Consider the following 25,603-nt stretch of genomic DNA (forward strand, 5'->3'; position numbering starts at 1 on the left):
CGATGGCATCAGATCGACAGGTGATCCACGGCGTCGACGCAGAACAGCTCACCGAAACGATAGAGACGGTTTCCGAAAACCCCGAGGTCGGTCAGTTCAGATTTTACGCGGAGACCGAGTGGACGGACGCGCTGAAGTGCGTCACCGAGATCGACGAGTTCGACCAAGCGGGCGAGCGGATCCGAACGCGAGAGTTCCACGTTGAGGGCGACGAACCGGAGCAGATCCTCGGCGACCGCACCGCACCGAACGCCGTCGAACTGTTACTCGCCGCGCTCGGCTCCTGTCTGAGCGTCGGCTACGCAGCCAACGCCGCGGCGATGGGCATCGAACTCGACGACCTCCGGTTCGAGCTCTCGGGCGAGGTCGACCTCCGGGGGTTCCTCGGCATCTCGGAGGACGTCCGGGCTGGCTACGAGGAGGTGACTGTCACGACGTACGTCGACGCGGACGCTCCCGAGGGGGAACTCGCCGAACTCCGCGAGCGCGTTGAGGCCACCTCGCCGCTGGTGGACTCGATCGCGAACGAGGTCCCGCTCGAGACCGACCTCGTCGTGGAGGGATCGCGATGAGCGAGTCGCTCGACACCGAGAAACTCGAGCGCGAGGTCAAGGAAATGTACGACGGGGTCGCCGAGTCCGCCGATAGCGAGTTCCACTTCGAGATGGGACGGGACCTGGCCGAGCGACTCGGCTACGACCCCCGGGACCTAGAGTACGTGCCCGACCCAGCGATAGAGTCGTTCGCCGGCGTCGGCTACCACTTCGACCTGGCCCGCCTCGAAGCGGGCGAAACCGTGCTGGACCTCGGCAGCGGGTCGGGAATGGACCTGTTCGTCGCCGGCCTGCACGTCACCGAGACCGGGACTGTCACGGGAGTTGATATGACGGACGCACAGGTCGAGAAGGCCCGGGAACTCGCGTCCGATAACGGTTTCCACAACGTCCGCGTGCGCCACGGATACATTGAGGACCTCCCATTCGAGGACGCGTCGTTCGACGCCGTCGTCTCGAACGGCGTGATCAATCTCTCCGCCGAGAAACAGCAGGTGTTCGAGGAGGCCCATCGCGTGCTGAAGCCCGGTGGGCGGTTGGCAGTCTCCGACATCATCAGCGAACAGCAGATGCCGGAGAGCATCAAGTCCGACGCGGACCTCTGGGCGGCCTGCATCGGCGGGGCTGCCCAGATCGACAGCTATACCGACATTATCCAGATGGCCGGCTTCGAGGTTGAGGAAGTCCGCGAGAACCCGGGGTACGAATTCATCTCGGAGCGGGCGGCGAACGCCTGTCAGAAGTACGGCGTCAAGAGCGTCACAGTCCGGGCAACCAATTGATCATCATGGCAACAGATCAATCAGTCACGGACGAACGGGGAGAACAGGTCCAGTTCGAGTCACACGTCCGGAACGGAGCACTGTTGATGGCACTCGCCGGGATCGCGTTCGTCGGCTACGGGGTCGTGTTCCTCGTGTTGAATTTCGTGGGGAGTGGCTTCGAACTCGGCGTCAGTACGCTAGCCGGGATGACGGCCGCCGACCTCGATCCGACGGTGGCGTACTACATCAGTCACCTCCACGTCGCCACCGCGGCGTTCATCATCTCGACGGGCATCGCCGTCGCGGCCCTCTCGTGGTACGGCGTCCGCCAGCGGCTCACGTGGGCGTGGGCGACCGCGATCGTCAGCGCCGTCGTCGGTCTCGCGCTCGCGTTACCGATGCACTGGACGGCGGACGCGTTCTCTCACGATTGGGTGACGCATCTCGGCCCGATCTACCTCGCGACGGTCGTCTTCCTCGTCGGAGTCGTAGTGTCGTACCGAGGACTGCGAACCGCGTAGGTGGGTTCATCCACCTATGCCTTCGCTATTAATTTCAACAGGAGTTGTCGTATTGCACGCAGGAGAGGCAGTGACCCTTGCAGAGTACCTGATTTGAGTCCTTGTGTACTTGCTAGCCTTCGCAGGTCTCGGCGTCACCATTTTCTGGGGCGTCCGAGTGACCGGAATCGTCCACTCGGCGATCAGCAGGCGCATGGGAGTCACCGACAATGAACGATGAACCACCGTCATCGGCGGAATTCGATTTCTCAGAACCGTTCAGTTGGCCGATCATCAGGAACGCGCTCGAGTCGTGACGTGCCCTCACATTCCTTCTTGAGAACCGGCGTGATTACGGCCTCACCGTCTACGACGAGTTCCTCAACGAATCCATTTGTCAACTCAGTATTGTGGGGAGGGCCAGTGGGAATTCCTCGAGAACAATCAGTAATTCAGAGGAATTGACCGAGCAGGTTGCGTTCGGCGCGCTGGAGGTGCTCGTTGACTGTCGAGGATTCGAGATCTATCTCGGCAGCGATATCGTCGGCCGAGACTTCTTTGGGGACCTCGTAGTAGCCCATCTCCCAGGCCGTCTCGATGACTTCTCGCTGGCGGGCGGTTAGCTCGTCCAGTAGATACTCCGGGCCCTCGTAGCCGCCGATGCGCTGGAGGGTCGGCGAGACGCCCGCTCGCTCGTACTCGCCGATCTGCCCGGAGATCGCGTCGTGCGGACCGACAAGCGACATCGTGGCACCACCGTCGTCGACCTCCGGGTCGCACGTGCCGACGAGATCTGCCGCCGTCTCCTCGAGACTCTCCGGCAACTCGGAGGCCGTAAACGAGATGACGTACACGTGAGAGTCGGGTCGCTCGGCCACGTGATTCCACTCGTCGACACACTCGAGCACTGTCAATCGCCCCTCGTCGATTCTCGTCTCGACTTCGACCTGCAGGACGGCGCCGTTTCCGCGGCAGGCGAGTTCCTCCACGGTGCGGAGTCCGGCCTCCCGAGCCAGCGACAGGAGTCCGTCAACGCCCATCGCTGCCAAGTCCGTATCGGAGACGATGACCTCGGCTTCGCGCATACCGTTCGCTTGAGCGAGGAGTGCCTACAGTGTTGTGCCCAATATACTGGGAGGTGCAATAGGAGAATCACCCCGTGTGCCGAGCCTGACCGCCGACTGAATGGTCGGGCGGAGTCGCCTTCCGCACGCGCGAGCGAAGTGAGCAGTAATAGGGGAGAAGCGTGATTACGTAACCTCCACGAGGAACGCTCGTCTGCGGTCACAGCTGACGTCGCGGTGAGTGAGCCGGTCCTCACTTGGGGCGGGCCTCGATGGCGGTGATAATCCCGAGGAACGCACTTGACGTCTCGACGACCGCGAGCGGGGACCGTGCCACGGTATCGAGTGGGTTCTGGTTCAACCGGCACCTGTGCTTCTCGAAGTGCGCGTCGGCCCGCCAGTCCTGGAACCGGGCGATCGGCCCGACGCTGCTGCGACCGTGTTCCAGCAGCAGGATTTGCCCGTCCGGCGCACAGACCCGCCCCATCTCCGAGAGCGCCTCGATCGGGTCGGGGAACGTACACGTCGACAGTGACGAGATGACCGTCTCGAAGCTATCGTCGGGAAACGCCAGATCCTGGGCGTCCATTTCGTGGAGCGTGGTCTCGCGCGGCCGGTCGTCGAGACGTTGGGCTGCCCTGGCCAGCATCTCGGGGCTAATATCGACGCCGACGTACTCGCGGTCCTCGGGGAGGTACCGGGCGTTCGTCCCGACGCCACAGGCGACGTCGAGGACGCGGCCGTTCGCGTCACCGAACAGTCGCCGTCGATACCGGCCTGTGAGCAACCGGTTCAGCCAGCTCATCCGGTCGATCGTCGCCGCTTGGTCGCGGTAGGTCTCCCGCACGTCAGCAATGGACTGTAGCGGGTGGCCAGCGAGGACCCGCGTATCTACGGGTGGCGAACTGTCGTCCGTCGACGAGGCCGGCGTTGCGCCCTCGTCGGTGGTGGGTTCAACCATCATCCCTCTATCCGGGACGGCGCACCGAAGGGATGACGCCGAGAATAGTGGGAGCGTTTACAAACGGCGTCTTCTCAGGCGACGAGGGCGCTGGCCACGTCCGTGGCTCCCGCCAGCGGCAGTGCGACCGTCGCCGCCGGAACCGTGTCCGACCACTGTTCGTACGCCTCGCGGTCGGGGAAGGCCTTGACGTAGGGGCAGATCGCCGCATAGCCGTCCTGTAACGTTGGATTCCCGCCGGACTGCTCGTGTGCATCGGTACCGATACCAAGTGAGAAGACGGCCTCTTCCGGCGTGACCGAGAGCTCGTCGCTGCCGACGGCCCGTGCTTCGACGACCGTTCCACCGGGACTCACCGTGTGAATATCGACCGGGCGATCTTCGACGGCAGCCAGAATAGCCGCGTCGTAGAAACACTGGAAGTAGTACCGCTCGTCGCCAGCGTCCCCCCAGTGCTCGGTTTCGGTGTCCGTGTGGCACAGCTGGTCGACGTCTATCGCCCCGCCGCCGGTGAGACGGCGAATCTCGGTCGCCCACTCCCCGAGCGTGTCGATCGATTCCGTGCCGACGAAGCGTCCGAGTGCCGACCGCAGCTCCTCGGGCAGTTGCGCGTCGAGCACGTCGACCTCGTCGATCCAGTAATCTGTGTCGCGGTTGCGATCTGTTTCCGGTGTCTCGGAGCCACAGCAACTTCTCGTGTCGGCCTGCGTCGTGGTATCGTTCTCTGGATTACACATCGTCTCCACTCGTGACAACGCGGCACGCCGGCGTCGGCCTTGCTCCCAGCAACGTGGGGGTGTTTATTATCTCCAGAAGATGGGTATCAAGCGACGGTCCAGCAGCCACGAGGAGACCGATTCCGTGATCACCAGCGTTGCTACGCGTCTCAGATATCGAGCGATGCGACGACAGCAACGAAGCGATCACAACAGTCCCCGTGGAGCGAATAGCCGTCGGCCGAACGGGCCAGAAAGTGATCCGTGAGTTCCCGCAGGTGGTACGAAAAGCGGCCACTGTCGCGAATCTCCACCGTCTCACGAAGGGTCGAAAAGGAAAAGCGGCGTCTCACCGCGCTCGTCCGCTCGAACGATTGCTTTGAGAATCGCCAGCCGATCCTCGTTTGCCAGCAACGAGAACGTCTCGACTGGCGCCGATTCACCAGCACAGTCGGCGCTCTCACAGACGACGCTCACGGTTTCCCCGCCAATAACGTGAGCACCTCCGGACTGGGTCTCTTCTCGGTCCACGATGGCTTGGCTCGACATGAGTGGGTCTGTAGAACCACACGGTAATCGCACTGGTGCCCAATAATCTGGATCCATTCATTACCCCGTCCACGAGACCTGGCCCATCTGGTGGTGTTATTCACTTCGTCCTTCTAACATCGGCCAGCAGTGAATGGGTGTTTGCGCTTGAGGCAGATATCCGCCTACCATCTATCACGACCTACGGTATCCGCTCGATTCACTGACGTCGCGATTGAGGCGTGACGAGATCTATCCACCACCTCGGGAATGATCGATCAAGATCAGGTGTTGCTCCGTGCTCGACGGTCCCCCTCGTAGAGGGCCGGCAGTCCAAGCGGTAGTGCCAGTACGCCGAACCCGAAGAGCACGTACCCACGAGTCCGTGTTCGCTGGAGTACGAGGAACGTAGCGACGTCGCCGAGGCGGTCGCTGACGAACTGGGTATCGACACCGTCTTCGCAGAGGTGCTTCCCGAGGACAAGGACGAGAAGGTCCAGGAACTCCAAGACCACGGGAAGTTGGTCGGGATGGTCGGTGACGGCGTCAACGACGCGTCGGCGTTGACCCGGGCTGACGTCGGCATCGCCATCGGCAGCGGGACAGACGTGGCCGTTCAGTCGGCGGATGTCATCCTCGTCCAAAACAATCCCATGGACGTCGTCCGACTCGTGAAACTGAGCAAGGCGAGTTACCGCAAGATGCAGGAGAACATCATCTGGGCCGCCGGCTACAATGTCTTCGCCGTTCCGCTAGCTGTAGGCCCACTCGCCCCGACCGGGATCCTCCTGTCGCCTGCTATCGATGCGCTTCTGATGTCTATGAGTACGGTCACCGTCACGATCAACGCGCAGTTGCTTCGGCGGATCGATCTCTCGGTCTCGAGTCTTCCGGGAATATCGCCGCCGGGGCAGGCGCGACCGGCAGACTAGTGATTTCGGAGGTACTCTGTTGATACCGATGGGTATCGGATATCGAAAATCAACCTAGGGGGATTCTCCACTCGATTCACGATCTTCTTCGGCAAGCAACTTCTCTCGGGCCGAATTGACGTTCGAGCGGACGGCGTCCTCGGTGACGCCTCTGATGTCGGCCCACTGGGCGACAGTGTAGCGCTCGGCCTCCTCGACGACGGTCCAGTCGACGGCTTCATGGAGCGAGCAATCGCCGGACACCAGATCGGCGATTCGTTCGAGGAAATCCTGCTCTTCCCAGGCCAGCGCGACGTCTTCGAACCGATGGTGCTCCCGATTGTAGACGGAGAACATCTGGACGGCGCCGTCGCGCTCCAGGTCGGCTCGAACGTGAGCCGGCAGCGACTCCAGCGCGGCCTCCGGGAGCGGATACGCGGGAACGTCGTGGAGCGAGGCAACGTCGAACGGCGTCAGTCCCCGGTGTGAGACGTCACCGAACTTCATCAAGTACCCTGTCTCCGAGGCGAGCTGCGTCCGGCCCTCGAGGAGGTGCTCAGCAAGGTCGGGGTAGTCGTCTCGGTCGACCGAGCCGGTTTTGAAGATCGTCACGAAGTCACGGTCACCGCCACTAGGGGGATGTTCTGGCATCCGTCATCATCCTCCGGGATCTGATAGCAATTCGTCAGTACAGACCATGAGTCTGGCTCCCAGCTGAGCCATCTTCGGAGGCGGATTCCCGAAGCGCCGCAGCACGATCGGCGAGCATCCGGAGCACCCAGCGCCGGCGTTGGTGCTGGTTCTCGTAGCCCACGTACTCTCGGACTGTCTCGACGTCGTGCATACAGGCAAGGCCACCCCGGATGAGCCGCCGGTTGTCCGTCTCGAGGAGCATCGCAGGAGGGAGCGCCTCCAGAATCGACCGGGAGGAACGTTCGGACATGAGTGGCTACTGGGCCGCTGCTTCGCAGTGGTTACCCCACAAATGAGATCTGAATGCCGATAGTGGGGTAACTCGGTCGCCTGGAGCCGCCGTGGATCGGAATCCCATCGGTACTCACTCCTCGGCAGTATCCGATGATCGACGGTCGGACCGATCACCGAAAAGCGGGACCATCGAGGCGTCACGGTCGTCGAGTGTCCGCTGGCCGGGGGTCGAAGAAGCGAATAGCGGCTCCTGTTCACCGGCGTCCACACTGCCAGCGCTCGTTTGCGGCCGGTCGTCGACGAAGCTCTCGCTCGTGGGAACATCGAGCCGGGTCGATCGCTGATGACCAACCTCGATGCCGTGATCGGTGAGCGTGGTCTCGACCGCACCCGTCTCGATCTCCAGTCCCTCCGTCCCGAAGACTGCTTGGCGGTGGATAGAGAGATAGAGTCGTGAATGGTCGTCTGTCGGTTCGTGATCGGACGGCTGTGAATCGTCGGTGGGCATGGGGTACCGAGGAAACTGGCGTTGCAGAATCGCCAGCTCCCTCGCCCCATTCGAGGCGTTAAATTTCGTCCGTCAGCAGTGATGTTGAGGTTTTCGACGAACACATCTCGGGGAAGTCTCGACGGAAGCACCATACATCTACAATAAGCGCGTCGTCACGCTGCCGGAGGTACTCAGCGGTCATTTGATATACTGCATTTTGAGCGCCTCGGCTTGTGGCGGGTTAGCACACCGAGACACGAAGTTTAGGATCTACTTATTTCGACACGTAGAACACGGCTTTTCTATATATGGTGCGTCGGTTTAAGCATTTGACCTCAGGAGTCTATAAGGGGATTCCAATGGTCAGTGACGGTCCCTATGTGTGTCATGTAAGCGGGCTCTCGATCACTCATGATTTTAATGGACAATAGTTATATAGTCTCAACTATAATTAGTACTGTTTGACAGGCGTTCCCTAGAAACAACCCCGATGAATACTATCACAGGCAAGGTAGAGTCGAAAGAACAGCACGACGGGATTCCAGACGTACTCGTCGTAGCGTATGACATGGGCGTCGACGGTACGGTAGACGACAGGGGCGAGGATGTCGATCTCGAGGAGGAACGCGCAGAAGATCTCTGGAACGTACTGGCAGGTCAGGGAGCGTCTCGGTTGGGTTCCGTACTCACCGACAGCGGAGGACTGTTCGAATTACGGTACGACGAGGATCGCGAGAGGGGTCGAGACAACTCACGAGCGGATCTGGTCCTGTTCATTCTGGGCCCAGAAACGACACAAGAGGCCGATGAGGTCGAGTCGAGAGAGGATGGTCGATTTCCAACAGCGACGCCCCTCTCGCGGCAGATTCTTCACCACTCGCACATCACCCGGGTAGAAGCAGGAGAGACGGAAAGCTATCTAATTCAACTCAGCCAGAAACAGCTCGAGACGGCTGGAATCTCCCTTCTGCAGAGAGATATCGAATCGTTTGAACCTGCAATAGAGGCGAATCGCCATCTCGCAGCCATCGACAAGGCCTCGGAGTTCAATCAAACAGTCAAGGACGGACTCGTCGACAGAGGACTAATAGAGGAACCCCAGACACGAGTCGATCGTTCGCGGAAGAATCTCGAAACGATCCGCAAACAAACACGGAGATTCACAACCGTCCCGAAGTCCCAGCGGACGAGTGAGTACTTCGTCTCGGACAGCGACGGCGAGACGGCGAGGGCGACTGCGATCACCAAGGCACGACAGACGGGGAGCGAGACGCTCGAGCGGTATCGTGAGCGTCAGACGGAGAGGAATCCACTCGTCACTACTGTCTCTTCGGAGACGGCTGATCAGTTCGGGTTCGAACTCCCGGAAAGTGGCGGCCCACCGACACAAATACAGCAGTCTGAGGAGGTTTTCTGTTCCCTCCTCCGCCCTTCGGAGAAGGGATACGATCTCACTCGCGTCCGCAGCCTACTCGAACAGGGTCTTATACCAGACGAAGAAGACATCGCGGAGACGAAAACCACGATCACCTTCGAAGGGGAACCGAGTGGCAGCTACTCGTTCACGGTCAACGGATCGTTAGCGAAGTCGAATGCAATGGGGGCGTGGAACAACGCCGACGATACGATCGCCGAGTCCGCAACCGACGAGTGGACGGCGTCCGGGAGCGTCGACGGCAGAAGTGGGCGCGATAGCTACGAGTACACGGGTGAGGTCCTCGACATCGACGTCGACCCCGAAGTGAGTGTGTACATCGATGGCGAGGCGACTGTGCTGGCAGACGGAGATAACCTCGAAACGGAGCTTCGCCAGCGAGTGCTCGGTCAGCTGACCGACCTCGCACGATTTGACGCCAGTGACGGTCGAGCAGCGGACACCCTGGCACAGCTCCGCGATTCCATCGACCAGCTTCAGTTGTCCGGTGGACCGGCGAACGTGACTTCGATCCACGATTTCCACGCATTGCAGTTTGCGTTCCCCGGCGTCTGGACGGAGGCGTTCGACGATTCCGTCAAGGGGAACGTCGAGAAGCTCTACGACACACACGTTCAGTTACACGAAGAGTACGGCGTCACACTCCCCTCGTTCGTCGAAATCGAGGAAATAGTGGACATCAATGCGTTCCTGAAGGAAGTCGAGCGAGAGAGCGAGATACTCCTCGAGCCCGTGCCGGAGGACGTTTCGGGATTCTGGGAGGAGGCCACATTCGAAACGTGGAATCTCTTATCAAAAGGGCAACAAGAGGAGTTAATTCGACTCTCCAATGCAGGTCTCTGGGAAGCCTCAAGAGACGATATTCCTGAAGTCATGGCCTTTCGGATAAGGGATTCCGTATGGAAACCCGAGGGCCTTCAAGAGGAGGTTGCTACTGGAATGGGAACCACAAAGGTCCGATACGAGAAAGGACTTAAAATCCTGGCCAATCCCGCAGGAGCCCGAACCCGTCTCACTCGCCTCCTGAAAGAGATTCGGGAGCGGCTCTCGGAACCCTATTCGTTCCACTACTTCGAACCTAACAGCGTCAACTACGGTATCCTAACGACCTACCGACAGGAGTGGCAACCGGGGCCGTATCAGGTAGCCGACCTCGTCTCGACGATCCCGCTGGCACCGGGCGAGACGAGAAAGTACACTAAGAAGGAGACGGTCAAGCGGTCTCGGGCAGAGAAGGAGGTCGAAAAGGCGCTCTCGACTCAGCGTGGTGAATCGGCAGTGACGGATCGAGCGGAATCAGAAATTATCCGCAAGGCGACGGAAGACACGAAGTTCAAGCTATCCGCATCTGGATGGTTTTCCAGTACCGCGGAATTCGCGATGAACCAAGCAAGTGAATCGGCACAGACCAAGAAAAATTTCCGAGAAGCGGTAGTCAAGGCATCACACGAGTATAAAAACGAACGCAACCTCGAAGTCTCGACCACCGAAGCGTTCACCGGCGAGACGACGACGTCGGGCGAGTTGTCGAACCCGAACAACGAACTCACCGTCACGTACCTCCTCTACGAACTGGAACGTCAGTACCGGATCTCGGAGCGCATTCACCGGGTCACACCGGTGGTCTTCGTCGCACAGGACATCCCCGCTCCACACGAGATTACCGAAGCCTGGCTGTTAGAACACGAGTGGGTTCTCCGGCGCGTTCTGCTCGACGACTCTTTCCACGGTGCGCTAGACGACCTGCACGATTCGTTCGCCGGGGACGAACTCAGCGTGAACATCAAGGAGCAAAACTGGAAGACACAGAGGGAACTAATCGAATCACTGCAAGAGACGCTCGACTCACAGAAGGGAATCCGAAAGGGCCTGCGTGAGCGCCTCATTGGCTCACGGTCGGCGTTAGTGAAGGCACAGACGGAAGAAGATAGTGAGGGATGGGCCCAAGACTTCTGGGAGGACACGTACGCCGGTGACGACGAGGAACACGACATTGGAAACGCTGAGGCAAAAGTTGAGGCGCTCGAAATGGAACTGGAGTACCTCGAAGCCTCGGTTCAAGAAATGGAGGGGCGACTACAGAGCGAACGGGGGGCTTTCAACGAAGGCACCCGCGCCTACACCGACGCGCTCGAAGAGCGGTCGAATCGTCGGACGGCGATCGACCAGTTGCGAATGCACGTCAAAGAGAACATCCTCTACTACATGCAGGCGATCTGGGATTACGAACCGCCGGACCAGCGGTACTTCCGCCTCTACCACAGGGAGGTGTACGTTCCCCGTGCAGGGACGGTAACGCTAACTCTCCGGAAAGCGGACGAGAACGAGTCGACGGGACTTCTCGGTCTCAAGCGATTCGTGGATGTCGACGGGGACAGGTACGTCGTGGAAGTCGAATCCAGCCCGATTCCTGTCGACGACGCTGAGGAGAACACCGCTCGTCTGATCGAAATCGCCGACCTGGACAACCCGATAGGCTACAAGGGGAACTACATCGCGTTCCCACTCAAGACCTGCACGTTCCTCACCGATTACATGATGAACGAGTACGTCGACGACTACTTCGGCATTCGAGACCCGGATGACCTCGCGGAGTTCACCTCCGAGGAGTTGCGCCAGTTCGTGGAGCTCAAGCACAACGAACTCGTGAATGACGAGAGTCTGACCGAGCAGGAGCGACAGACCGAAATCGACGCCCTCGAAGCATCTATCGGGGAGATTATTCGCAAGCGGCTGGCGAACCCCCGTCGTGAAACCGACCTTGTGGTGGTACCGACGGGACAGCTCTACATGGAGGCAATTCTGGGAGAGAAGGAACTCCTCGAAGGATTCAAGCTGGCACACCGCGGCTACGATGCAGCGAAAGCACGGGCCGAACTCCGGCAGGAGGAACTCGAGAACCTTCGGTATGCCGCCCGACTACTTGATGAGGATCCCGATTTCGGTGACCCAGACGTTGATCGTCATGTGATTGTCGAAGGTATCGATTCGACTGCCGTCATTTCGGCAGATAAGGATGATGATGAGAATGAATAATATACAAGCTGAGAGCCCTGTTGCCCAGAGAAACATCAATCATGGGTGACGGACCTAACTCTTCAACAAGTCTCAACCGGGGAATTAACAGAACATTACCGGGTCCAGGAGGCCTCATCGACTCAAGCGTTAGTGGCATCGATCCCGATATTCTCCGCGGGGCAGAAAATGACGTGGAGATTGAGAAAATTCTCCGCTCCAAAGGTGTTGATGACCGTGGACTTGGAGAATATCGCCTTTCACTACTGGGCGAACGGATCGCCCGGCAATCTAGTTCTGCTGAAGTACTAGCGAGTAACCTTAGAGTGCAGCTCTCTTCTCACGGAATTAGTTCAGTTTCTGCCGCTCAGACAGTCATACATTCTGCTTTCGAAAGTTATGCAGAAATTCACGGTATAACAGATCCAGATTGGGTGTGGTACTGGTCGCAATTTCCCGTTGAAGAGTATAAAGAAAAGGAATGGAAAGCGAAACGTGAACGAATTCTCCAGATCGCTAAAGAACGTCAAGAAGACCGGGAACATAAAGAGTGGTTGCTTCGCGATAGACAAAAATGGGAGCAGCGGATCCGTAAGCTCGCATCGGAAAATGAACTTGATTACACATTCGTAGAGAATTTCGTCTTCGAGCATGATCGGCTATCGAGTCCATTCGGGGTTGATCTTCCATTGAAGGTAGATCCAAGAGGGGTTATGGGAATTCAGCTCACAGCACCAATCGCGGGTAGTGTTGACATAATAAAAGATTATATCCCTTTTCTCGGCCAGGGGATAGCAATCTACGAAGCAGCATCCGGTGAAGGATTAATATCTGGTCGTCAATTGAATAATTGGGAACGCGGCTTGATAGGCGTGCTGACTCTCGTACCGTTTGCTGTTCGAGGCGTATCTCGTGCTGGGAGGGCAGCTCTCCGAGGAGTGGCTGCTGGAACCAAGACTACGTTAAAGCAAGTGATTCATTCAGCGAAGACACTATCAGCTTTAGCAGTGCAACATCGTATTCCCCCCAATGAAATGCTCCCGTTTATAAAAGAACTGTCCCGTATTCCAGTCAAGGATGCACATAGGTTGCTAGCTCGGATGCGTCGTGCAAGGGGGTCGGCGGGCTTAAAAATAAGCAGGGATGAGGCTGCAGTTCTGGAGCAAGTCCAACAATCCCGTGATGTGTTAGTCGGCCGCTCGAAAGCGACACCAAAAAGTAGCCAAAAACCGCCCGAGATGACCTCCCAATCTACTGGTAAGCCCCGTCACCGAGCGAAGGTCAAGGGAGAGTCCACTGACGGATTTGAAATCCCCGAACACCCTATCGCCAGGCGTTTTTCGGAGGGACCGCCACCGCACAAGCTTGACCGTATTCGTAAAAGGTATCCTGAAGTGCGGAGGAACGCGACATTCGAGGAAGCTGAGACGGAATATCGCGCGATCTGGTACAGTCAGAATCGGAAGAGTATAAGACCGAACTCCATCGTAGCGGGCGAAACAGCGGCTGCTGATCTCCTCGGAGTCCCGAGAGGGCTCAATATGGTTGATCATGTCGCAACCCAGCGTAGGGGCCTGCTTGTGCCTATTGAGGTGAAGGCCGAAAGTACAATAACACTCGCTGGGAAAGGGAACGCCGCGTTTAACAAATTCGAGATGATCGCAGAACACGCTAATATGGCGAATATTAGTCATTTCGAAGTGATCGCGCGAGCAAATAGTAGGCTCCCCCCCAATTTCCGTGTTAATCGAGACGGCAATCTTGAGCGACTGGTTGATGGACAGCCGTGGACCCTTGTCGAATTTGGCGGAAGACCCGTCAAAGTTTACCGAGCACCCCTTAGTCGCGGAGGCTGAGTCTGGATCTAGTTTAGTTCCGTATATTGTCAAGAGGAAAATATAAGTAGTCTCCTCAGCAGTTAGAGTTTATATGGAGACTCCAAAGTTGCATGCGGGCGAGAGGGCCAACGAGTAGAACGGTTCCGCGTCACAAGGTGTATCACATGGAGTCGCGAACTGCAGCAACTGCCCCTAGAAGTTGCTGAAAGGGTGATGAGTGGCAAGAGCAGTCCGTGACGTCATCAGCGAAGAACAGATGACAGGATTGGGCGACTGTGACCCCTGCTGCTCGCCGACAAAGGCGTCCCTGTTGGCCCTGTTACCGGGTGAAATCCGGTCAACTGACGTCCATGTGACCTCTGCAAACGCGGTCCGTCCTTAGATTGATAACTATCCCGTTTGTCTTATCATCGTAATGAGAACAGAGATTGTAATTGAAACTGAAACAGAGAATCCTGTGGAAGAAATTGAGAATATATTAAAAAAATCTGAATCGTTTTAATGGTTAGATCACACATATTCGAGTGAATTTATCACTTCAGGGTGAGGTCGCGCGTGGCAAGGCGGATTCCACTGAAAGACAACCTGGACAGATAACAGGAGGAACACATCAGCACATCATTCTTTCACTTCTCGATAAATACTTAGAAGAATCAGACTCAGACCAAGCGACTCGTGGTGATATTGTAGAGATGAGCAAAAATCCATTGGACAATGATGAAACTGGAAACGAACTTAGGGGCATGAAGGATAAAAATTTGTTAATTGTAAAGAAATTGGGTGGGGGCTCTCGTTACAAAAATCACGATCAGGTCAATAAATATGGTCAGAACGAACTGAAAAGAATCGGATACCACGAGGTGTCATAGAACGATTACCACACCAAAGAGCAGGGTGAATGCTGAGGTGGTATGGACTCAGCGACCCTGCAGCATGAGCCTTCGGTAGAGTCGTTCTTCAATGTCGCGGAGACCGAGACGTTAGCGTTGTTTGAGCATCTCTCCTTCGAGTTTCTCGACGAATTCGACATGTTCGCCCCGGCGCAGACGGGGCGAACACGAGAGCACGAACCACCAGAGCTGATGCGTGGCTTCCTCCATTGCTACTACCACGACATCTACGGTATTCGTCCGGTTGAGCGGGAGCTTCGGAACACGATCGTCTGGCTGAGTTGTGGCTTCGATCGACCGCCGTCGAGAGACGCGGTCGATCGCTTCCTCACTGACCTCGAACACGTCGTTGACGAAGTCTTCAACCGGCTCGTCAAGCAGGCCGCCCGGCGTGGCCTACTCGACTTGACCTACTGCATCGATTCAACCGACGTGAGGGCGATGCCCGCCGATCAAGACGCGTCGAAATGCTACGATCCAACCGACGACGAGTACTACTACGGCTACGGCTGTACGATCGTCTCGACTGGGCAAAAGATCCCGATTGCAACGGAGTTCACAGAGAGTAAGCAGGCGCCAGAGGAGACGGCGATGCGCGTCACACGTGACGCGCTCGCCGTCGCCAAGCCGATCTGGATGGTCGGTGACAGCGCCTACGATACGCTCGACTGGCACGACCACCTGCTGGCCGCAGGGGTCGTGCCAGTCGCTCCGTACAACGCGCGAAACACCGACGACCCGAAAGATATCGAGTACAGGATCGAGGATCGTATTGAGGAACATAGCGAAGACGTTCAACTGAAGCAATCGACGCTATACGAAACGTATAACCGCCGGACAGGAGTTGAACGAACCAACGAATCAGTCAAGGACTGCGGCCTCGGGCGAACGCACGCCCAAGGCCGCGTCCACGCACGAGCGCAGATATATCCTCGCGCTGTGCCTTCGTCTCGTTGTCGCTATTACCAACTACGAACGCGGAGACAATCCGGGCAGTACTGTGATCACGGTGTGAGAACTCTTCTATGACACCCTCTACCACGAATACGCAGGTAGTTATGGAGACTGATATTCCATTGTCAGACCCCCTCCCTCTCCACCACCATGTGGTTTTGAGCGGGTTAGAAGCGGTGTTAATCGCTGTTAGCACTAATTCGACACCCACACCCTGCAAGTGAGATGCTCATGAAGTAACCCCATTACTGACCGAGATCTCATGGCCGATCTACTTGAGGCAGATGTCTTCGGGTGGAAGCGCACCCTATCAGTGTGCATTAGCGTCAGGGACGCTGAACCTGAACGGCGTATTCTATGTCCACTCCGGTACTGAGTCAAAAGTGGAGTCTAATTAAAAGCTGAAGACTTCAGTTACGGGCAACTGATTGGTTGGCCCTCGCGAACGAGCCTCCCCGCGGACCGTCTCCCTCAATGTACTGCCCCTCGAGGTGAACCTCCAGCGCGTCCGGTCGTCCACCGGCGAAGCGCCCGGTCACAGTGAAGGGTGTAACCCACGGCCCTCGTCCCTCGTCGTTGTCACTGGTTCGGCACGCATCGTTGGGAGCGGCTTCGACGTACACCTCGGCCGTTCGGGCGTCGACGAGGACGTGAGCGAGCGCGAATTCGTCACAGTCCCACTCGAGGTGGCCTCGCCCGTCGACGGTGAATCGGTCGTCGTCGACGCTAATCGAGAGCTCGTCGGGCTCTGTCCCGAGGAAATCCCGAGTTCGGTCCGTACCAATCGAGAGAGTCACCTCCGTCAATCCCAGCCCATCGGCAGGATCGTCGACCCAGGGGTGATCGTTGGTCGGAGGGCTGTCGACGGGACCGTCAATAACCTCGCCGCTGCGTTCTGACGGCTCTCGGCTGGTCTCATCCTGCTCCGCATCACCGGAGGTCGTCGCTGGCTCTGCCGTGTCGGTCGTGCGTCCCGAATTCGAGTCATCGGCATCGCTCCTCTCCCCGTCACCAGCGCTGACAGCCGGGGCATCGCCGTCCGGGTCTGGCTGCCCGAGAATACTGGCACAGCCCGCCAGCGATACCCCCGCGGCTGACGAAACCGCCGCAAGAAGGCCTCGCCGTTGCCATCCCCGTCGCTGGGAACGACTCAGGTGCTGGTCCGGGCGGTCTGGACTGAGCCGACGACGCGAGGACATATCTCGTCTATTTCCTCCTCAGCGGTACTCTACTAAGTAATTTCAGAGGCTGCGTGACACGCAACTGTGCGCCCCCCGGCGCGAATCACGGCCATTCATCGTCCGGGAGTTGCGGCGTATGAGTGCTCGCTACGGTTGGACTGACAAACCGGCGAGCGCGATACGGGACATCGAGTCCGTCGGTCACCGGCAGAAAGATCGACTCCTGAGCACCGAGGACGATCGACGCGAGCAACTCGTGTTTACACATCACCCGCCACGGAGCGCCGGTCTTGAATGGGCACGAACAGACCAACCCATCGGACCACGGGAGCAACGGATATTGGCTTCCACTCGCATACTCACCGACGAGCAACGGAGCCGGTAGGTCGAGCCCGTACTCGCTCGAACACGCTCCTTCCTCAGCTTTCCCACTGGAGAGATCCTGCTCGTGAACGACATATCGTGACGGGAGGTTTCGCTCTCGGGCGTATGTCTCGGGATCGTGATCGGGATCGAGGACGATCACCCCGACGAATCCGTTGTACTCGAGGAGATCGTGGTCCTCTGGCATCTCGCCGGAACCGTCGTCGATGAGCGTGCCGTATGAGGAACGCTTCAACACCGAACAGAGGTTGAGGCGGGGAATCAGTGTCCGGTACCACGTCTCCCGGCGGTCGCGCTCTGACCGGAGAGCAGCCTCCGGATCCGCAGCTGAGCGAGCTTGCCGAAGGCGATGGGCGAGAAACGCCGGAGCATCGACGAGTGCACCCTCGTCGTCATAGCTCTCGTAGTACCGCGCCTCTTCGATGAGGCGGCGCTGACAAGTCCCTTCGGCGTACTGCATCCCGAGAGGCTTCGCACGCCCTGCACGATGCCAGGGGTCGAACTCGGCCGCGTCGCGCTCTCGGGAATCGGAGTTCGTCAGGAGCTGATCGTACCGAATCGTCCCACCAGCCATGAAATCGAGGCGAATACGATGTTCGACCGGCTCGATAGCCGGCGGGTCGGTTTCGACATTGTAGTCGTAGGCTGTATCGATATCGGCTAGCGACCCCGGCGACAGTCCCAGCGACGGTAGCATCGACGAGGAGGCGTGGATGTGTCTTCGTGGCATCTGAATCAATCACTGTTTCTGGATTCTGTCCACATCCCGTTCGGACCGATAAAGCTGTGAGAGGCTCAGATATGTACTCAGAATCCGACGAGGAGACTGGCGAACTGATCGAGCCGGTCGTCGAGTCGCTCTCTGCCGTACACCGTGGTCTCGCGCTCATAATAGTCGGCGAGTTCCGAAGCGTCGGTCGAGAGATGGCCTGGCTGGGTATCGGTGGCGATGGTGAGCGAGCAGACGGGGGCATGGGTGGCCCGAATCTGATCGATGACGTCGTCGACGCTACTCGGCTCGCCGTCGGTCACGGCAACGATGAGGGGTTCGTCGCGGTGATCCTCGACGAGTTGGCGTGCAAGTCCGAGAGCGTCCGCCAACGGCGTTCCCCCACCACAGTCCGTGTCGAGTAGTCCCGCTTGGACGTGGCGGGTTTCGACAGAGAAGGGCTTCACGAGCCGAGCGTGACCGTCGACGAAATCGACGATCGCCACCTCGATCCCGAGCCCCTCTGCGGCGACGGCGAACCGCGCCAGCGCCTTCGTCGCGACCTCGATCTTCGGGGGCTCGCCGTTTCGCATCGAGCCCGAGCGGTCAAGGACTAACACCAGCGCGTAGCGTTTCTCGCGGCCCGGCGTGTCAACCTTGCAGACCCGGGGATCGCCGATCAGAAGCCGGTGGCCCGCGGTGGTGTCGTATCCACCGGCGGTCAATCCTCGCCGGACACCACGCTGACGGTCGAGCCGGAGCTGTTTCTCGAGCGTGCCAGCAACTCGGGCAGCGCCGTCTTCGATGTCGGCCCACATCCCCGGTGGTGCATGGTCATCAGCGATGGGAACGAGTTCTAGTTCGTCGAGCTGGCCCGGTCCCGCAGAACTCCCGCCGGCCGCTTGGTCGTCGTCTGAACTACCCCGACCGAGCCGGTAACCAAGGTCCTCCAGCTCACGCTCCAGTGCGTCGGTATCGATGCTCTCTCGATCTGCCTCGTCGTGAGCCGTAGTCCGGTCGGCGGTGAGTGCTTCCTCGTAGGTGTCTGACTCGTCAGCAGGATCTCGATCGAGGACCTCAGCGTGTGCCGGCTCGGGAGCGGCTGTGGGTTCCGATCCGTCCTCAGAGGAGGTACTCGTGGTTGGGGCCTTGCTTTCGGCTTGATCGTGGCCGTCGTCGCGCTCATCGTGAGAGTCACCCGTCTCCTTAGAGGAGCAGTCGTTACGAGGAGCGCCGCCGGCGTCGAAGTCCCCGATGGTCGACTGTTGTGCGGTATCAGAGCCGTCATCCACCTCGTCGCCGCTGGAGGCACGTTCACCGTACGAGGACTCGGGTTCTGTGTCCGGGCACTCGATGGAGCGAGCGAGTGCCCGCGCTCTGGGGTCGAGAGGCTTCGAGGTCGGCGAGGGCTGGTCTTCATCGCTGCCCACCGATTGGGATGAACCATCAGAGTCTGAGCCGGGGGTATCGCCAGTATGGGCGTTCGGATCGTCAAGGCCAGGTGTCTCGTCGAGGTCTTCGTCGAGCGGATCCGGCGTGATTGTAGGCTGGTCGAGGACATCTTGGAATGGATCGTCCGTTGCGCTCCGTTCGAACTGCGGGCGCTCGTCGCCCCCTCCATCAGTCTCCTCGTCGCTCGATGAGTCGGGTTCGGTCTCAGGATTAGCTGTTTCCGAGTCGCCCAAATCCGGCGATGAGACGGAGTCCGCAGCGGTCTCTTGAGTATCGCCCTCCATTGGCGACTCGGCGGATGCTTCGGAACGGTCCTCGAGGAGCGGGAGGATCGTCGACTGCCAGATCTCGACGACGAGCCGAGCTCGCCGTACGGATGCGGTCTTGTCGTGGCTGTGGGTGATATCCTCGGGGTTGGCGCTCCGGATCGCGAGGGCATCCCGCGCTAACCGCTGGAGCGCTTCCTGAACAGCATGGAAGCCCGTGGCATCCGCCTCCGACGCGAAGACGATCCGTTCGTCGTCCTCATCGAGGAGTACCTCCGTGATGCCCGTCGGATAGATCGCCCATTCGTAGAGCGCACTCGTCACGGCGTCCCAGAAGGAGAACCGAATCTGCTCACCGTCGGGAATATCATCGGGGACCTGCGAGTGGATTCGGCGGGTGAGTTCGAGGCGAATCTCGGCGTTGTCACTGAAGTTCGCCCCTTCAATGGCCTCCTGTTCGATGGCCCCGTCCTCGATGATGTTGACGAGATCGTGGACCTGTTGGCGATAATCGGTATCGATCTCGGTTTCGAGGAGTTCTGCGATGGGGCCGATAGCCGTCTTGAGGATATGGAGCAGTTCGTGAAAGGCGAGCCCGAACTGGTGGGCGTGATCGGCGGTCAGCTGATCGTTCACCGGGATTCGGCCCAACGGCGCCGGTTGGGTCGTCACGAGGACGAGGAATTCGGCGTCAACGTTCTCGAGGAGCTGTTCGGCCTGCTGCCGCTCGAATTCAGTTGCGTCGCTGGCCACGAGCGCATCGAGATTGGCAGGAAGGACCGCAGCGGTTTCGACGGCTGGCGTGAGAACGACCTCGACATCGGTCTCCGTTGGCAGATGACCACGAATGAATGCACGAAGTCGCTCTGTTCGTCCGGATGACGTCCGCACTTGAGCAGCCACGTCAGGGACGAATTTCTGTGCTGTAGGCTCGGTAAATGAAGTGGTATTGAACATGGTGATCACGAGAAGCACCTAGCCTCCTCGTTCATTTCCAAGTGATAAACGCCTGCAGAGCCGTTACCCCACGAACGATAGAATATCTAATTTGTGGGGTAACCTAAACGACTATAGATAGTCGTTGAGCGTCTCGTAGGTGTCGTCGGGATACTGATTCGGCTCCGCAACCGCCCACACCTCGTTCTTGACCGCTGCCTTCGGAGAAGCGCCGTCCTCGATTTGCTCGCAGAGAATCGTCAGATTTCGCGTCGAGAGTGTCGGCCAGTTCTCGTTCTGTCTAGTCTGGTGGGCGAACTGGACGATCTTTCGGAGCGTCCCTCGGTCCACAACCTCGTGACTGGCGTTCACTTGTGCATCCAGCGTCGCGACCTCCTCGTCGATGTCTTGGATGTAGGGCTGTTCGAGCGCCCGGAACCGACCACGAGTGGCCGAATTCATCGGCTCGGAATCGCGGTACTCACGGGTCGGCGGATTCATCGTGATCACGATTCGTGCCGACGGATGGGGTTCTACCAACTCGCCATGCGCTTTCACGAGGAGTTTGCCCTCGTTGAGCAGGCGATGGAGCGACATCGCGGCGCCGGCACGCATCACGGGGAACTCGTTGAGCACCAGTACCGATCCATTCAGTAGCGCTTGCTTGGCCGGCCCGTTCCGGGGCGCGATCAGCCCATCCTCGGTGGGCGTGAGCGGTCCGAACAGGTCCTCCGTGTGGGTCGCCTCGTCACAGTCCACCGAGACGTAGCCACGGTTCGTCCGGTGACACAGGTACTTGACGAGGTAGTTCTTCCCGGAGCCGCGCGGGCCAACCAGACGGACCGGAACTAGCCCACGGGCCAGTTTCTTCGCGAGCAGCTCGTCTAGTGGAAGCTGGAGCCGTGGCTCCGTCGGAATCGCCGGTGGAACCACTTTTCCCGATTCATCGACCGGCAGGGCATCGTCACCCGCCTCGGGATGCGTCGCGGCCTTCGGGACGTCGGGGTGATCGGGGTCGTCGAGGATGTGTAACCCAGTCGGTACTGGATCCCGCTCGTTCCGGCCGATATCGGAGACATATTGGGCATCGACAGAATCCGGTTCGATTCCCTCGGATCGATAGCGGGGTTCGCCGACTGGTTCGGTGGCGGCCGTGATGTCGAGTACCCGTGCTGTTCCTCGGCCCGTCGTCTCGTCGACTCGACGATCGTACCGGATGTCAGCGCTCCGGGCGAGCCATACGCCGACTGGGACGTGCCGGGGTGCTGCCTGGATGATCGCCTCCGCACGACTCTCGGTTAGCGTCCCGGTTAACCCAGCGAGGTCGTCGAGGTCGGCGTCCGCGAGATTGGTGAATGTCACGTAGCCGGCGTCACGAAGTGCGGTCGCGATACTCTCGGTGACGACCTCAATGGATTGAAAATCGGCAGTACCCGTCGCATCAGCAGGACCGCCGAAAGCCTCGGTGATCACAGCCGGCTCCGGTTCCTGTGGCGAGACGCCGACAATAGTCGTGCTCCCGCCGGACCCCCGATCGAGAGTGAAAATCCCCTCGGCAGCACCGGCATCGATGAGGTCGGCGGCCTCCTGATCGCCGATGTCGACGTAGTCGCTGACCCGGAAGGTAACTCGTTCGAGCGGGACACTACCCCCCTCGCGCTTGAGCAGGCGATGGACGAGGTGGGACAGGACCACGAGCGGTTCGGGGCGATCGACAGCTGGATCTGAGTCGGATGCAGACATGAATATGAGACGGAACTCGCGTGGAAGTCCCGCCACCCGATTGTGGGTTGGTAAAATCAGCGGTCAGGATGCGTCGTGGAGATCGTCGAGCCGGTGCTGAATGCAGTGGTAGTTCGGTAATACTATCCAACAATTCGGGCGGAGCGATTACCCCTCGAACTGATACCGGGCTTCGACAGCGTCGACGAAATCGAACGCTCGGACCAACTGGACGCGATCCTCGTACCCGTGTTCGGTCAACGCCCGTTCGATCCCTCGAAACGCTGGTAGATCATGCGTGTAGACGGCGACCGAGTCAACGTCACTACGTTCGAGGAGCATCGCCGTTGCCCCACCGACCTCGGCATCGGCCTGCTCGATATCGTGTTCGGGACGGTCGTCAGCGGCAGCGATGTATCGACGGACCATGTCCATCGTCGCCGAGACTACGGGGTTCGTATAGTCGACTTCCTCGAGGACCTCCACCCACCCAGCCTCGATCGCATCATCGACCGGCGGTGTTTCATACGGATAGTTCGCTGGCGTCAGCTCCTCGTATACCCGCGACGGTAGGAGGAGGACGATATCGTGGGCTCGGACGGCCCGTTCGAGCAGGGCGACGGTTCCGTGGCGCTCGAAGGTGACGAACAGATTCGTATCGATGACGTATGCCTCCACGTCCGGAAAGAGCGGGTCCGACACTCGACTCACTCCCCGCTACGGTCGTCGACCGCCGCGTCCAGCTCGTCAACGTCGGGGCTCGCTTCGAGATCGGGATCGACATCCAGAAGTACGTCGCGCAGTTCCTGCAGGATCGTCTCCGCTTCGAGCACGGGGAGGTCGTGCTCGCGCGCCATGATCCGGGCATTCATTCGGCCCTGGACGTAGTCACGGGCGTACTCAAGAGCGGTCGCTAGGCCACCTACTCCGTGTCGGTCGAGATACAGCTGAATTTTCTCGTTCGTCTCGCGTCGGGCGAGCGCAACGAACAGGGCCGGCGTGATATGATAGGAGTCGTCGTCCGTCCCAACGTTGAGGTCGATCCGGCGGGCCCGGTATCGATGCGGCTGGGTGTCGGTAACGCGCTCGAGGATGCCGCTCTCGACGAGGTGTTTCACGTCCTCGTAGACGGTCGTCGTCGAACTATCGAGCCCTTCAGAGAGTTCCTCGACCGTCGGCGTATCGAGCGTGAGCACCCGGGCATAGATCTGCGCATACCGCTGGTTCGTCACGACATCGGAGATGGCGAGCATCGCATCGAGTGGATGTGAGCCCCGGGAAGCGGCGTTGGCCATGTATTTCACTTTCCGCGGATTCTTTAAAACACTGTCGCCGGACGATTCCTTTGAGTGATTCGGTCACAACACTGAAGAACTACTAGCAGCTGTTGGAGGTCGTTGAGTGATAGATTCGCCGGGATTCCGGTACGCTGTTTCAAAGAATCCGCTTCATCCCCGTTTCGTCCAAGGGTTCGCGGATAGTCGGTCACAATAATGTCACAGACACCGCTAGTAATTTCGAAACCATCAAAGACTGACACCGGTGGAATGTGAGGCGGAGAGCACAGGTGATATTCGGAGTTGTGTACGGATTCTCGTCCCGTAACTCACCGTCGCTGATTAGTCCGGTATATCGTATCCTAGTACGCGGCCGATGCCAGCCAGGATTTGAAAAGCCCATTGCGGTGGACTTACTGCGCGGATATCCTCTTCATGTTCTGTCGTCAGCATCGCTATCAACACGATATCACTGAAGCCCCCTGGCGGTAATGACACTCCTCGCTCCGCGACGAGCTGATGAAACCTGCGGAAGAACTCCTCGTGCTGGAGCGCGGGCTCGTGGATATTGATGAGCTCGACGGGCCTCTTGTTCCTGAACGTATGCGGCGTCCCTGGAGGGACGGTGTGTTTTTCGCCAGCGGGAACGTCCATCCACTCTCCGTCTTCGTACACTTCCAGAACACCCGAGAGCACTTCGTAGCTCTCCTCGGCGTTTGGGTGAGTGTGGACAAACGGGCCGTCCTCGGGGACGGATTCAATCTCAAATCGCATTTCCAACAGCTCGCCGTCCGTCTCCTCAGTCGATCTTGTGATTTCCCACCGTCCAGGGAAATCTCCCCAATCGAGAATACGATCCTGCCTGCTTTGCTCTGTGGCCGTCATGCTGTCGCCCCCAACCAGAAACGGTCGATGTGCGGGTTCGTGTTGTTTAGTGGTGTCATTGGCTGCCTCCTGTGGCATCCAACCGAGGTCTCGATATTTCTTTTCCGTCCTTCCACGAGACGGACGCCACGTCGCTCGGGTCTTGCTCCGCAACTGGCAGACGATACTAGAGGCGAGAGTGGACATATATGTTAGGAGAATAATATTTCTCCCATCGAACTGAGGCAAATCCGGGTTACGAGGGAGCGGTTTCAGATTGAAGCCTTCGGTCGAGATCGACGACGTTCATATCGTCGTCCAGCGTGATAGTGAACGTACTCGTCTCGCCCTCGATAGTAATCGAGGCACGAAGCGGCCCCTTCGAAACAGTGGTCTCGACGCTGCTTTGAAGCAAGCTGACGGCCTCCTCGAAGGAGGGGGAATGGATATCCAGTTCTTGATTGTCTATCAATCCGGTCGCCATGGCCAGACCGGTGGCAAACATTTCTACCGGCAACCGCTTGGCGAACCCGCAGGTATCACACCGCATGTCTGCCCACACCGAGAACGGGGTCCCACAGGTGGCGCATGGTTCGCCCCTATGATTTTCGTGCGCTTCACAAACCGTTACTGACGACGAGATGTGGCCTGCACACTCCCGACAAATACCGTACATCATGTAGGTAATATCCAGCGCACACCGGTAGAGGCCGGTTGCGAGTGCTTGGTCAGGGTTGCGGGTCGTCATTCCAGCGGCCGGATAACTCGTGAGGAACAGCGTCCCCGTCGGTGCCTGGTCCCCGAACAATCCATCGCACTCAGTACACCTGATCCGAAGCCACTGGTCCTCATAAGTGGCCTCTACGTGTGCTCCACATAACGGACAATCGTCTTCGATCTCCGTAGAGAAGTCGAGTCGGTCCGTTCCGGAAACAGCTATTACCGTTCTGGCAATTTGTTTGCCCGCACCGCTCAAGCGGTATCCATCATCAGTGCGGCGGATGAAATGAGGGGCCAGTTGTGAGAGGTGGTAGTTGAATTTTCCATTATCGTCGATATCAACCTCATTTTGCAACCCGGAATACGACATCGTATTGGCTGTATCAGAGCCGTCATCGTATTCGTGAGCAGCGTCTGCACGCCAGAGAACCCGGATAATCTCTAACCGGATTTCATTTCCTAGAATGGCAAAGGCCTCATTTGGCGAGAGTCCATCAAGGTCCAGATCGGGAGTGAACCGAGTTTGATCCATGGTAACTAATCGC

The 25,603-nt window shown here is 58.7% G+C and carries 20 protein-coding genes and 2 pseudogenes; 8 read left to right on the forward strand and 14 right to left on the reverse strand.

Annotated features, from left to right (window positions below; genetic code table 11):
• Positions 1-2: 2 nt before the first annotated feature.
• The 3 genes from WDJ58_RS23710 to WDJ58_RS23720 are packed head-to-tail and all read left to right on the forward strand — an operon-like array spanning position 3 to position 1,839.
• Positions 3-572, forward strand: a complete 570-nt coding sequence (locus WDJ58_RS23710) for an OsmC family protein (protein WP_338918069.1) — start codon at positions 3-5, stop codon at positions 570-572.
• The gene (locus WDJ58_RS23715; RefSeq protein WP_338918070.1) at positions 569-1,336 is read left to right on the forward strand and encodes a methyltransferase domain-containing protein; all 768 of its coding nucleotides are present in this window, start codon (positions 569-571) and stop codon (positions 1,334-1,336) included. Before WDJ58_RS23710 ends, WDJ58_RS23715 begins: the two co-directional genes overlap by 4 nt.
• Positions 1,337-1,341: 5 nt before the next feature.
• On the forward strand, positions 1,342-1,839 hold the full coding sequence (locus WDJ58_RS23720) for a hypothetical protein (RefSeq protein WP_338918071.1): 498 nt from the start codon (positions 1,342-1,344) through the stop codon (positions 1,837-1,839).
• Between the two features lie 431 nt (positions 1,840-2,270).
• On the opposite strand, the gene WDJ58_RS23725 is transcribed toward WDJ58_RS23720, so the two are convergent.
• From WDJ58_RS23725 to WDJ58_RS23740, 4 genes are all read right to left on the reverse strand, one after another.
• Positions 2,271-2,903, reverse strand: coding sequence for a helix-turn-helix domain-containing protein (locus WDJ58_RS23725; RefSeq protein ID WP_338918072.1), 633 nt, complete (start codon positions 2,901-2,903; stop codon positions 2,271-2,273).
• Positions 2,904-3,135: 232 nt separating this feature from the next.
• Positions 3,136-3,846, reverse strand: coding sequence for a class I SAM-dependent methyltransferase (locus WDJ58_RS23730; protein WP_338918073.1), 711 nt, complete (start codon positions 3,844-3,846; stop codon positions 3,136-3,138).
• A 71-nt stretch (positions 3,847-3,917) separates the two neighbouring features.
• The gene (merB, locus tag WDJ58_RS23735; RefSeq protein WP_338918074.1) at positions 3,918-4,463 is read right to left on the reverse strand and encodes an organomercurial lyase; all 546 of its coding nucleotides are present in this window, start codon (positions 4,461-4,463) and stop codon (positions 3,918-3,920) included.
• Positions 4,464-4,877: 414 nt separating this feature from the next.
• Positions 4,878-5,090, reverse strand: coding sequence for a hypothetical protein (locus tag WDJ58_RS23740; RefSeq protein ID WP_338918075.1), 213 nt, complete (start codon positions 5,088-5,090; stop codon positions 4,878-4,880).
• A 401-nt stretch (positions 5,091-5,491) separates the two neighbouring features.
• Here WDJ58_RS23740 and WDJ58_RS23745 point away from each other — a divergent pair.
• Positions 5,492-6,019, forward strand: a pseudogene (locus WDJ58_RS23745) (HAD-IC family P-type ATPase); the annotation flags it as partial.
• Between the two features lie 54 nt (positions 6,020-6,073).
• Here WDJ58_RS23745 and WDJ58_RS23750 read toward each other — a convergent pair.
• Entirely contained in the window at positions 6,074-6,649 is a 576-nt protein-coding gene (locus WDJ58_RS23750; protein WP_338918076.1) for a hypothetical protein, read from the reverse strand.
• A gap of 34 nt (positions 6,650-6,683) precedes the next feature.
• The gene (locus WDJ58_RS23755) at positions 6,684-6,941 is read right to left on the reverse strand and encodes a hypothetical protein (RefSeq protein ID WP_338918077.1); all 258 of its coding nucleotides are present in this window, start codon (positions 6,939-6,941) and stop codon (positions 6,684-6,686) included.
• Between the two features lie 964 nt (positions 6,942-7,905).
• Between WDJ58_RS23755 and WDJ58_RS23760 the strand changes: the two genes are divergently transcribed.
• The 4 genes and pseudogenes from WDJ58_RS23760 (at position 7,906) to WDJ58_RS23775 (ending at position 15,608) form a co-directional block, all read left to right on the forward strand.
• Positions 7,906-11,886 carry a hypothetical protein gene (locus WDJ58_RS23760; protein ID WP_338918078.1) on the forward strand — a complete coding sequence of 1,327 codons (3,981 nt, stop codon included), beginning with the start codon at positions 7,906-7,908 and terminating at the stop codon, positions 11,884-11,886.
• Between the two features lie 173 nt (positions 11,887-12,059).
• Positions 12,060-13,721: a pre-toxin TG domain-containing protein gene (locus WDJ58_RS23765; RefSeq protein ID WP_338918079.1), complete on the forward strand. Its 1,662-nt coding sequence runs from the start codon at positions 12,060-12,062 to the stop codon at positions 13,719-13,721.
• 506 nt (positions 13,722-14,227) lie between these two features.
• Positions 14,228-14,572 (forward strand): hypothetical protein, encoded by a 345-nt coding sequence (locus tag WDJ58_RS23770; protein ID WP_338918080.1) that lies wholly within the window; start codon positions 14,228-14,230, stop codon positions 14,570-14,572.
• Between the two features lie 42 nt (positions 14,573-14,614).
• Positions 14,615-15,608 (forward strand): annotated as a pseudogene (locus WDJ58_RS23775) (transposase).
• A 349-nt stretch (positions 15,609-15,957) separates the two neighbouring features.
• Here the strand turns inward: WDJ58_RS23775 and WDJ58_RS23780 are convergent.
• The 8 genes from WDJ58_RS23780 to WDJ58_RS23815 all read right to left on the reverse strand — a co-directional run bounded on the left by WDJ58_RS23780 (position 15,958) and on the right by WDJ58_RS23815 (position 25,590).
• Entirely contained in the window at positions 15,958-16,746 is a 789-nt protein-coding gene (locus WDJ58_RS23780) for a hypothetical protein (RefSeq protein ID WP_338918081.1), read from the reverse strand.
• A gap of 85 nt (positions 16,747-16,831) precedes the next feature.
• On the reverse strand, positions 16,832-17,809 hold the full coding sequence (locus WDJ58_RS23785; RefSeq protein ID WP_338918082.1) for a hypothetical protein: 978 nt from the start codon (positions 17,807-17,809) through the stop codon (positions 16,832-16,834).
• A 110-nt stretch (positions 17,810-17,919) separates the two neighbouring features.
• Complete coding sequence (locus WDJ58_RS23790; protein ID WP_338918083.1) at positions 17,920-20,514, reverse strand: VWA domain-containing protein; 2,595 nt, start codon at positions 20,512-20,514, stop codon at positions 17,920-17,922.
• Between the two features lie 93 nt (positions 20,515-20,607).
• Positions 20,608-22,218 carry an AAA family ATPase gene (locus WDJ58_RS23795; protein WP_338918084.1) on the reverse strand — a complete coding sequence of 537 codons (1,611 nt, stop codon included), beginning with the start codon at positions 22,216-22,218 and terminating at the stop codon, positions 20,608-20,610.
• A gap of 147 nt (positions 22,219-22,365) precedes the next feature.
• Positions 22,366-22,899 (reverse strand): hypothetical protein, encoded by a 534-nt coding sequence (locus WDJ58_RS23800; RefSeq protein WP_338918085.1) that lies wholly within the window; start codon positions 22,897-22,899, stop codon positions 22,366-22,368.
• 5 nt (positions 22,900-22,904) lie between these two features.
• Positions 22,905-23,492 (reverse strand): DUF7437 domain-containing protein, encoded by a 588-nt coding sequence (locus WDJ58_RS23805; RefSeq protein WP_338918086.1) that lies wholly within the window; start codon positions 23,490-23,492, stop codon positions 22,905-22,907.
• 324 nt (positions 23,493-23,816) lie between these two features.
• On the reverse strand, positions 23,817-24,437 hold the full coding sequence (locus WDJ58_RS23810; protein WP_338918087.1) for a cupin domain-containing protein: 621 nt from the start codon (positions 24,435-24,437) through the stop codon (positions 23,817-23,819).
• A gap of 157 nt (positions 24,438-24,594) precedes the next feature.
• Positions 24,595-25,590, reverse strand: a complete 996-nt coding sequence (locus tag WDJ58_RS23815) for a DUF7351 domain-containing protein (RefSeq protein WP_338918088.1) — start codon at positions 25,588-25,590, stop codon at positions 24,595-24,597.
• Positions 25,591-25,603 lie beyond the last annotated feature (13 nt).

Source organism: Salinirubellus litoreus, from assembly GCF_037335815.1.
Taxonomy (GTDB): Archaea; Halobacteriota; Halobacteria; order Halobacteriales; family Haloarculaceae; genus Salinirubellus; species Salinirubellus litoreus.

Excerpts from the sequence above, each read along its gene's own strand:
- WDJ58_RS23755 (WP_338918077.1), bottom strand. The coding sequence starts at position 6,941 with ATGTCCGAACGTTCCTCCCGGTCGATTCTGGAGGCGCTCCCTCCTGCG.
- WDJ58_RS23815 (WP_338918088.1), bottom strand. The coding sequence starts at position 25,590 with ATGGATCAAACTCGGTTCACTCCCGATCTGGACCTTGATGGACTCTCG.
- WDJ58_RS23795 (WP_338918084.1), bottom strand. The coding sequence starts at position 22,218 with ATGTCTGCATCCGACTCAGATCCAGCTGTCGATCGCCCCGAACCGCTC.
- WDJ58_RS23805 (WP_338918086.1), bottom strand. The coding sequence starts at position 23,492 with ATGGCCAACGCCGCTTCCCGGGGCTCACATCCACTCGATGCGATGCTC.
- WDJ58_RS23730 (WP_338918073.1), bottom strand. The coding sequence starts at position 3,846 with ATGATGGTTGAACCCACCACCGACGAGGGCGCAACGCCGGCCTCGTCG.
- WDJ58_RS23750 (WP_338918076.1), bottom strand. The coding sequence starts at position 6,649 with ATGCCAGAACATCCCCCTAGTGGCGGTGACCGTGACTTCGTGACGATC.
- WDJ58_RS23785 (WP_338918082.1), bottom strand. The coding sequence starts at position 17,809 with ATGCTACCGTCGCTGGGACTGTCGCCGGGGTCGCTAGCCGATATCGAT.
- WDJ58_RS23710 (WP_338918069.1), top strand. The coding sequence starts at position 3 with ATGGCATCAGATCGACAGGTGATCCACGGCGTCGACGCAGAACAGCTC.
- WDJ58_RS23720 (WP_338918071.1), top strand. The coding sequence starts at position 1,342 with ATGGCAACAGATCAATCAGTCACGGACGAACGGGGAGAACAGGTCCAG.
- WDJ58_RS23725 (WP_338918072.1), bottom strand. The coding sequence starts at position 2,903 with ATGCGCGAAGCCGAGGTCATCGTCTCCGATACGGACTTGGCAGCGATG.
- WDJ58_RS23760 (WP_338918078.1), top strand. The coding sequence starts at position 7,906 with ATGAATACTATCACAGGCAAGGTAGAGTCGAAAGAACAGCACGACGGG.
- WDJ58_RS23715 (WP_338918070.1), top strand. The coding sequence starts at position 569 with ATGAGCGAGTCGCTCGACACCGAGAAACTCGAGCGCGAGGTCAAGGAA.
- WDJ58_RS23810 (WP_338918087.1), bottom strand. The coding sequence starts at position 24,437 with ATGCCACAGGAGGCAGCCAATGACACCACTAAACAACACGAACCCGCA.
- WDJ58_RS23780 (WP_338918081.1), bottom strand. The coding sequence starts at position 16,746 with ATGTCCTCGCGTCGTCGGCTCAGTCCAGACCGCCCGGACCAGCACCTG.